At 70.2% G+C, this 8,822-nt stretch carries 8 protein-coding genes; 2 read left to right on the forward strand and 6 right to left on the reverse strand.

What is annotated here, in order from left to right; translation table 11 throughout:
* Positions 1-39: 39 nt before the first annotated feature.
* From ACF1A1_RS37270 to eno, 5 genes are all read right to left on the reverse strand, one after another.
* Complete coding sequence (locus tag ACF1A1_RS37270; protein WP_392006351.1) at positions 40-948, reverse strand: LysR substrate-binding domain-containing protein; 909 nt, start codon at positions 946-948, stop codon at positions 40-42.
* Positions 949-1,136: 188 nt separating this feature from the next.
* A complete protein-coding gene (locus tag ACF1A1_RS37275) occupies positions 1,137-2,237 on the reverse strand; it encodes an alcohol dehydrogenase catalytic domain-containing protein (RefSeq protein WP_392006353.1) in 1,101 nt (366 codons plus the stop codon).
* A 138-nt stretch (positions 2,238-2,375) separates the two neighbouring features.
* Entirely contained in the window at positions 2,376-2,927 is a 552-nt protein-coding gene (locus ACF1A1_RS37280) for a carboxymuconolactone decarboxylase family protein (RefSeq protein WP_392006355.1), read from the reverse strand.
* Positions 2,928-2,952: 25 nt separating this feature from the next.
* The gene (locus tag ACF1A1_RS37285) at positions 2,953-3,957 is read right to left on the reverse strand and encodes a VOC family protein (RefSeq protein WP_392006357.1); all 1,005 of its coding nucleotides are present in this window, start codon (positions 3,955-3,957) and stop codon (positions 2,953-2,955) included.
* Between the two features lie 58 nt (positions 3,958-4,015).
* Entirely contained in the window at positions 4,016-5,326 is a 1,311-nt protein-coding gene (eno, locus tag ACF1A1_RS37290; RefSeq protein WP_392006359.1) for a phosphopyruvate hydratase, read from the reverse strand.
* Positions 5,327-5,859: 533 nt separating this feature from the next.
* On the opposite strand from eno, the gene ACF1A1_RS37295 reads away from it, so the two are divergent.
* On the forward strand, positions 5,860-6,426 hold the full coding sequence (locus tag ACF1A1_RS37295; protein ID WP_392006361.1) for an NADPH-dependent FMN reductase: 567 nt from the start codon (positions 5,860-5,862) through the stop codon (positions 6,424-6,426).
* A gap of 108 nt (positions 6,427-6,534) precedes the next feature.
* Here the strand turns inward: ACF1A1_RS37295 and ACF1A1_RS37300 are convergent, their stop codons facing one another.
* A complete protein-coding gene (locus tag ACF1A1_RS37300) occupies positions 6,535-7,566 on the reverse strand; it encodes a LacI family DNA-binding transcriptional regulator (RefSeq protein WP_392006363.1) in 1,032 nt (343 codons plus the stop codon).
* Positions 7,567-7,758: 192 nt separating this feature from the next.
* Here ACF1A1_RS37300 and ACF1A1_RS37305 point away from each other — a divergent pair, with 192 nt between their 5' ends.
* Complete coding sequence (locus ACF1A1_RS37305; RefSeq protein ID WP_392006365.1) at positions 7,759-8,538, forward strand: fumarylacetoacetate hydrolase family protein; 780 nt, start codon at positions 7,759-7,761, stop codon at positions 8,536-8,538.
* Positions 8,539-8,822: the final 284 nt, after the last annotated feature.

An 8,822-nucleotide genomic window follows, 5' to 3' on the forward strand; every position in this document is an offset into this window, starting at 1 on the left:
AGTGCGCGTCGCCGGACGCCCCGCCGGGGACCCGCGACGTCAGCCGGCCGTCACCGTGGCGGCGGCCGCCTCCCGCAGCCGGCGGATCACACCGCGCACCGCGGGCGAGGTCTCGGCCCTGCGGTAGGCGCCCACCAGCCGGGTCGTCAGGGCCACGTCCGCCAGCGGACGGTAGGCCACCCCCGGGATGTTCACGCGACGCAGTGAGCCGGGGACCAGAGCAACCGCCAGACCACCGCCCACCAGTGTCAGAGCCGCGATGAAGTCCCGCACCGGGGGAGCGCACAGCGGGCTGAAGCCTCCCCGCTCCGCCACTTCGCGAATCTGGTCGCGGCAGCCGTACTCCTCGTCGAAGTGCGGGGCCACGAAGCACTCGTCGCGCAGCTTCGCCGCCGGCACCGCCTCGTACGCCGCCAGTGGCGCGGTGGCGGGCAGCGCCAGGACGACCTGTTCGGTGAGCAGGCAGGTGGCCGTGACGTCGGGTGGGTACTCCGGACGCCAGCGCAGGAAACCGACGTCGATGTCCCCGCAGGCCAGCGCCTCCAGCTGGGCCGGCGTCTCCAACTCCCGGACCTGCACCGTCAGATCGGTGCCGGGCGCCGCACAGCGCGTGAGGACGTCGGTCAGCACCCCGGAGAACGCCGCCGAGGCGACGTACGCGATCTGCGCGTGCCCCAGCTCCCCCCGCCCGGCCCGCCGGCCCACCGCCACGGCCCGGGCGGCCTGCGCGAGGGTCAGCCGTGCCTCCTCCAGGAACAACTGCCCGGCACTGGTCAGGGCCGGGCGGGTGCGCCGACCGCGGTCGATCAGCCGCACGCCCAGGTGCGACTCCAGCGCCCTGACCTGGGCGCTGAGCGCCGAGGGCGCCAGGTGCAGACGGTCCGCGGCCCGCGCGAAGTGCAGCTCCTCCGCGACGGTGACGAACGATTCCAGCCAGCGAAGTTCCACCGGCTCCTCCATCCTGCCGGGCCCGTGCCGGCGTCATCACAGGCAGTGTGCACGGCTGTGGTGGATCACCCCGCGGCGGTGTCAGGGCAGAACAGGACCGCCACGGGGTGGGTTCGGGGCGCCAAGTCCGCGTCAGGCGGCGGCCGGCCGGGTCGGGACGCTCGGATCCGCGTCCCGGGACCCGCGGTTCAGGGGATCACGACGTAGTTGCTGAATCCGCCGTCGTGGTCCGTGGCGCGTCCCGAGATCGCTTCGTTGACCTCGGACAGGGGGAAGGGCTTGGTGATCAGGTAGGACAGGTCCAGCGCTCCGGTGGCCACCATGTCGGCGACTTCCTGGCCCTGCGCTGTGGTGAACCAGTTGGAGCCGATCAGCTGGACCTGCTCGTCCATGAGCCACTTCACGTCGAGGGGCAGCCGGTCGGCCACGCCGCCGACGTTGACCACCTTGCCGCCCCGGCGGACGCCCCGCAGGGAGTCGAGCATCGTCTCCACGGGGGCCTTGGCACCCAGGGCGCTGATGACGAAGTCCGCCCCCTCGCCGCCGGTGCGGGACTTCGCCCACTCTCCGGAGGAGCCCTCGCCCAGCCTCATGACCTCGATCCGGTCCGGGGCCAGTTCCCTGACGCGCTTGAGGAGTTCCTCGTTGCGGCCCGTTCCGAGGACCTTGGAGACACCCGAGGCCAGCGCGAGGAGGGTGGAGGCGACGCCGAGGGTGCCCGTGATTCCGTCGATCAGCGCGACCTGGCCGGGGCCGGCCGTGGCGTACTTGAGGGCTCTGTAGGAGGTGCCGATGTAGCCGAGCTTGCCGGCCTGCTCGAACGTCATGTTGTCGGGGATGTTGACGATCGAGTGCTGCGGCGCGGTCATGTACTCGCAGAACCCGCCGTACGGGTAGAGATCGAAGATCCGCTGGCCGTCACGGGAGGTGCTGAAGTAACCGTTCAGCGTGAAGTAGCGGCAGCGGCTGAGCTCGCCGCCGCGGCACACCTGGCAGCTGCCGCAGGACCGCAGCGGGCTCACATAGACCCGGTCGCCGGGCTTGGTGTTGAGGACCGCCTCGCCGACCGCCTCGACCACGCCCGCGGGATCCAGACCGAAGATCGCGGGCAGCTTGGGCAGCGGCTGGTGCGGATACCAGGTGGGCCAGTTGTTGATCACATTGGCCATGTTCGGCACGATTCCGCACGCCCGGACCCGCACCAGCACGTCGGTGGGCCGCGGGGTGGGCACGTCGACCGTGTCCACGGACATCGGCTCACCGAGCGCGTGCAGTCGTGCAGCGAGCATTTTCGCCATTGAAATACTCCTTGAAACTGCTCCGTCCTCACGATCGGAGACGGAGACTTTCTGTTCGACGGCCGAAGCGGCGGAAACAGCGGCCCGGCAATCGCATCCTGTGCATTGACGGGCGTACGGCGCCGAGAACTACGAATTGGGGAAGGGGTTCGGGTAGGTGTCCTCGAGGTCTATGTCCAGCAGACCCATGATGCGGACGCCGGAGTTGTACCAGGCGATGGACAGCGCGAGTTCGACCATCTGCTGCTGGGGCAGGCGCTCGGCGGCGGCGCGCCATGTCTCCTCGGAGACGTCGACGCGGAGCGTGGACTCCTTGGCCAGGCGCATGACGGCCTTTTCCGTCTCGTCGAACACGTCGGCCGTTTCGAAGTCGCCCACCGCGGCGATCTGTTCCTCCGTGAGTCCGGCCTTGAGCCCGTGCGAGTGGTGGTGCGCCACCTCGTACGCGGACCTGGTCACGTGCCCCACGGTCAGGATCGCGAGTTCGCGGAGCGCGGGGCTGAGCTCACTGGCCCGCAGCGAGTTGGCGTAGGTCAGGAAGCCGTCCAGTTGCGCGGGTGCGTTGGCGAGGGCGAGGAAGATGTTCGCCGTCGGTACCTTGCGTTCGGCTTCGAGCCGGTCGTACAGGGGCTTGTTCGCCTCGTCCGCGTCCTCGCGGCGCAGGTAGGGAACGCGTGCCATGTCGTCTCCTCGGGGGACGGAAGGGTCAGTGCGCGGACTGTTCGAGCAGGAAGCGCTCGAGCGTCATCGGGTTGGGAAGCTCGGCGGGCGGCACCTGCGGCGTCCCCACGAAGGGCGACGCCTCGAAGTACCACTTCTCCAGCGCCGGGAACCCCCAGCGGACGTTGGTGCTCAGCGAACCCGCGTCCCAGCGCACCGGCTCGATCTCGGTGTCGATCGTCTGGTAGTGGGCGTTGAAGACCTCCACCCGGTGCCCGTCGGGGTCGCGGAGGTAGGTGAAGAGCATGCCGCCCGGACCGTGCCGGCCGGGGCCCCGCTCCACGCCCTCGCCGTAGCCGAGGATGCCCGCCCAGTCGCAGGCGGTGAAGATGTCGCGGCTCTCGGAGACGGTGTACGCGAAGTGGTGCAGGGCGGGACCGGTGTTCTCCACGAGCGCCAGGTCCAGGGTGGTGCCCTTGCGGTACATGAACGAACCGAGCAGCTTGTCGCCGTGCGCCAGGTACTCGGAGTTGCGGAAGCCGAGTTCGCCGTAGAACGCGGTCAGTTCGTACGTGTCCGGTGCGAAGGTCTGGAAGTGGTCCAGCCGCTGCGCGTGGGCACCCTTGTGGTGCTCGAAGCTGATGTGCAGCCGCGGCCGGGTCTCCATGTGCGCGCAGAGTTCCAGCGGCGTGCCGATGGGGTCGCAGACGTGCAGGGTGCGGCCCTGGTGGGGGAGGTCGACCCACTCCGCGGGCAGCCCCCGGTCGCGGAACCACGTGTAGGCGACGTCGAGGTCCTCGTCGAGGAAGACGCGGAAACCGATCCTCCGGCAGGCGCCGGCGCCCTCTTCGTCCAGTTCCAGTACGAGGCTGTGGTGGCATGCCTCGGCGAGACCGCGGAGGTAGCAGGTGCGCTCGTCCTCGTCGCTGACGACGAGCCCGAGGGCGTTCACGTAGAAGTTCCGGCTCTCGGCGAGGTCGGCCACGGTGAGACGCACGTGGCTGGTTCGGGTGATGTTGAAACTCGGGCGCAGATTGACGGGGGGCAGCATGCTGGTCTCCGTGCTCCGGTCGGCTCTGGATTTCGATGACTGTAATACTTCCGGACTTTTACGACCCGGTCGTGGGAGGCGCGGAATCGGCGAATGCGAAGGCGGACCAACCGCTGAATTCCGCGGAATCACCGAGAGACTCCTCGATGCGCAGGACCTCGTTCCACTTCGCCATTCGCTCGGAGCGCGTGAACGAGCCCACCTTCAGCTGGCCCGCGTCCCATCCGACGCTCAGGTGGGCGATGGTGACGTCCTCGGTCTCCCCGGACCGGGCCGAGACGATCGTGCCGAAGCCGGCGTCCTTTCCGGCGCGCAGGGCCTGGTGGGCCTCCGTGACGGTGCCGGCCTGGTTCGGCTTGACGAGGACGGCGTTCGCCGCGCCGTTGGTGGCCGCCGCCTCCACCCGCTTGGCGTTCGTGACCAGGTAGTCGTCGCCGATCACCTGGCAGCGGTGGCCGTAGCGCCGGGTGAACTCCACCATGCCCTCGTGGTCGTCCTCGCCCACCGGGTCCTCGACGGACAGGATCGGGTACTGCTCGATCCAGCCGCCGAGCATGTCGATCAGCGCCGTCGTGTCCAGCGTGCGGTCGTCGAGCGCCAGCCGGTAGTGCCCGCCGACGCCGAACTGCGAGGCCGCGACGTCCAGTGAGATGCCGACCTGGGCCGAGGGCGCGAAACCCGCGGTCTCGATGGCGAGGGTCAGCGTTTCCAGCGCCTCCTCGTTGGAGTCGAACGCGGGCCAGAAGCCGCCCTCGTCGGCCACGCCCTGGGCCTTCCCCGCCTTGCGCATCAGACCGCCGGCCGCCCGGTAGATCTCCGCCGTCCAGTCCAGGGCCTCGGAGAAGCTCCGTGCCGCGGGGCAGACCACCATGAAGTCCTGGACGTCGACACGGCGGTCCGCGTGGGCGCCGCCACCGAAGATCTGGATCTCGGGCAGGGGGATGCGGACCGGCCGTCCGCCCGCCAGGTGCTGCCACAGGGGCACGCCCGCCGATGCGGCGGTGGCCTTCAGGACCGCCATGGACGTGGCCACGATCGCGTTGCCGCCGAGACGACCGCGGTCGGGGGTTCCGTCGAGATCCACCAGGAGCCGGTCCACGGCCTCCTGGCCGGACGCGTCGCGGTGCAGCAGAGCGGGCGCGATCTCCTGGTTCACCGAGCCCACCGCGCGAAGGACGTCGAGCCCGCCGAAGCGGTCGCCGCCGTCGCGCAGGTCGAGTGCTTCGCCCTGGCCCGTCGAGGCCCCCGCCGGTGCGATGGCCCGTCCGACCGCGCCGTCCGCGAGGTGGGCCTCGACCTCGACGGTCGGCCGGCCGCGTGAGTCCCACACCCTGCGGCCGTAGAGCCTGGCGATCCGGGTGTCTGTCATTGCGGTGCAACCTTTCGGAGTGCGGACGATCGATTGGTGCGGGTCCCTCGCCCGCCCTCGCGGTGCGGACGTCCTCGCCGCGAGGGGCGTGGGAGAGGCCTCCGGAGGTGCGCGCGGACCTCGCGGCGCGGCAGCCGGTGGATCGGCGTGCCGGTGGGACCGGGAGCGGGCGAGGCGTCGTACGGCTCTCTCCGTCGTCGCGGCCGGCCCGGCGAGGGAGTGGGGACGAAGGGTGAGGGCGAGGGTTGCCCGCCCACCGCGGCTCGAATGCTAACGATAGCGCAATGGTGCGGAGTGTCCGTCCCCGTGTCAAGGGTGAGGAGGGAGCTCCCGTCCGGGGTGCCGGGGTTGCACGGTGTCCTCTTGGTGGGCTCCTGGGTCGGTGCTATCGTTCGCACAACCGCCCCGCTGAGGACTCCGGCGGGCCCACGCTCCTGGACGGACGGACAGCACAGGCAGGCGTGGGCCCGCCGGGCCGGACCGCGGCCGAAGAAAGCGAGCCCGACATGACAGCCGAACCCTCTGTGGCACCCATGACCCTCACCACTGTGGTGGCCAGCACTCGTCCCGGACGGGTGGGCAAGTCCGTCGCGGACTGGTTCACCGCCCGGGCCGCGGAGTGCGAGCAGTTCACGTCGCACACCGTGGACCTGTACGAACTCGCCCTCCCCTTTCTCGACGAGCCGCATCCGCCCGCCCTGCGGAGGTACACCAAGGACCACACCCGCGCGTGGAGCCGGATCGTCGACGCGTCCGACGCCTTCGTCTTCGTCACCCCGGAGTACAACGGCGGCTTCCCGGCGCCGCTGAAGAACGCGTGGGACTACCTGGTCGTGGAGTGGCAGCACAAGCCGGCGGCGTTCGTCGGCTACGGAGGCGTCTCGGCGGGCACCAGGGCGGTGCAGATGGGCAAGCAGGTCGTGGCGAACCTCAGGATGCTGCCGATCGGCCCGACCGTGAGCATCCCCTTCGTCAACGAGTGCGTCGAGGACGGCGCCTTCCGGCCCGGCAAGATCCATGAGGCCGCGGCGGAGCAGGTGCTCGACGAACTCGCGCGCACGGCCCGCGTCATGCGACGGCTGCGCGGCGGAACCCACTGACGCGGCAGACGCCACGAAGGCGCCCGGGGTGCATCACCCCGGGCGCCTTCCGTGTACGCGCCTTCCGTCTGCGCGCCTTCCGTGTGCGTGGCCGGCCTCGGTCCACGGTCAGCCGGACGTGGACGGGGTCCGGTCGCCGGGTGGCGCGGTGCTGCCGCGCAGGATCAGCGATCCGGGGGAGAGGGACGTGTACGGGCCGTCGTTGCTCGGCTTGGTCTTGAGCCGGCGCATCAGCCACAGTGCGCAGCCGGTGGCCATCTCCTGGATCGGCAGGCCGATGGTGGTGAGCCCGGGGCCCCACCAGGAGAAACCGGGCTCGTCCCCGAACCCGACCACGGACAGTTCGCCGGGCACCTTCACACCCTGCTCGGACAGCTCCTCCAGGACGCCCAGGGTGAGCTGGATCGACCCCAGCACGAGCGCGGTGGGCGCGACCGGCCCCCGCAGCAGCCGGCGCACCGCCTGGCGGCCGTGGTCCACGGACGACGGCGGCCCCAGCTCCGTGACGCCGGCGGCCTCGGGCAGTCCGCCCTCGCGCAGGGCGCTGCGGAAGCCGCGCAGCCGCTCCGCACCCGTGGGCAGTTCCTCCGGGCCGCCCAGGTAGGCGACGCGGGTGTGGCCCTGGGCCACGAGGTGGGCCGTGGCCTGCCGCAGCGCCTCGTGGTCGTCCACGCCGAACCACTGGGAACCGAGCGAGGGATGGCGGCGCAGAAGCTGTAGGTGGGGCACGGAGCGCAGGAGTTTGACGGACTCGTTGTGCGGGCGGGCGGTGGGCACGATGATGACGCCCGCCACGCGGTTCGCGGAGAGCTCCCGCAGATGGCGCAGCTCCACCATCCGGTCGTCGTCGGTCTCGGAGAGCATCAGCTGGAAGCCCTCGGCCTCCATGTTCGTGGACAGCTCGTGCGCGATGGTCGAGTAGAAGCTGTTGCGGATGTCCGGGATCACCAGTGCGACCACGTTGCTGGACGCGCCGCGCATCATCCGCGCCGCGCGGTTGCCGACGTACCCCATCTCGGAAGCGGCCTGGCGAACCCGGAACTTGGTCTCGTCGCTGATGCGGGGGTCGTCGGCGAGTGCCCGGCCGACCGTCGAGACGGAGACTCCGAGGCGCTCGGCGATGTCCCTGGTGGTGATCACGTAACGGGCCCCCTCTGGCTGCCGTGACTGGGTCTGGTGCGGTCACTTTCCGTGTGCCAACGATAGCGCTGTTGTCGCGCTCCGTGGCCGGAGGAGTGGGGCGCTGAGCCGACCCTCCATCTGCGTGCTAACGTTAGCACTGCTGGATGGGCCGTGCAGCCGCCCCCGGCTGCCCACATGCGGAGGTCTCCTTTGCGGATCGTCAGGTATGCCGTCGGCAGTGAGCGTTACTACGGAGAGCTTGAATCCGGTGATACCCGGATCGCCAGATTCGAGGGCGATCCCTTCACCGGGGCGACCCCTTCGGGCCGGGTCGACGAAGTCGGCGACGTAGTCCTTCTCGCGCCGCTCGAGCGGCCCCGGATCTTCGGGTTCGCCTACAACTACGCCTCGCACATCGACGAGACCGAGCGCGAGGTCCCGGAAGTTCCCGTGTGCTTCATGAAGCCGAGTACGGCGGTCATCGGTCCGGGTGACGCCATCGTCTATCCCTCGGATGGCGAACTGATCCATTTCGAGGGCGAGTTGGTTGTCGTCATCGGAAAGGAGGCCCGCCATGTGAAGCCCTCGGAGGCTCATGAATACATCCTCGGCTACACGTGTGGCAATGACGTCAGTGACCGCATTGTCCAGCGCAGGGAAAGCGCCTTCGGAACGCTGCTGATCGGGAAGGGGCAGGACACCTTCGCCCCCCTCGGGCCGGTCATCGCGACCGCACTCGACCCGTCCGCACTGTGGCTGACGACCCGGGTGAACGGGACGGTCGCGCAGTCGGCCGGCACGGCGGACCTGCTGCTCGCCGTTCCCGACATCGTCGCCTACCTCAGCCGCTACCTGACGCTGCTGCCCGGTGACGCGATCATGACCGGTACGCCGTCGGGAGTCGGGCCGATCCGCCCCGGAGACGAGGTCGAGGTCGGGATCGAGGGCATCGGCGTGCTGCGCAACCCGGTCGTGGCCGAGAGCGTCTGACTCCGGACCTCCGCCGTAGGCCGAACCACGGGGCCTGCCCACCGCTCGGCGGTGGGCAGGCCCCGTGGCATGTGAGTGGTGTGTCGTCCAGTGGCCCGGCCGTGTCCTTCCCGTCAATCCGGGGCTGCGGGCCCACCGGCGTCGGCCGGGCGCCGCAGCCCCGAGTCGGGCTGGTTTGAAGGGCGCGGCCTAGGCCGTTTCTGGTGGCTCTTGGACGGTGTCGCGGAGCCAGATGACGATCGCGGTGACGGTCAGGGTGCCGTTGAAGATGTAGTCGCGCTTGT

Origin of the sequence: Streptomyces sp. NPDC014995 (assembly GCF_043080745.1) — a bacterium.
Classification (GTDB): domain Bacteria; phylum Actinomycetota; class Actinomycetes; order Streptomycetales; family Streptomycetaceae; genus Streptomyces.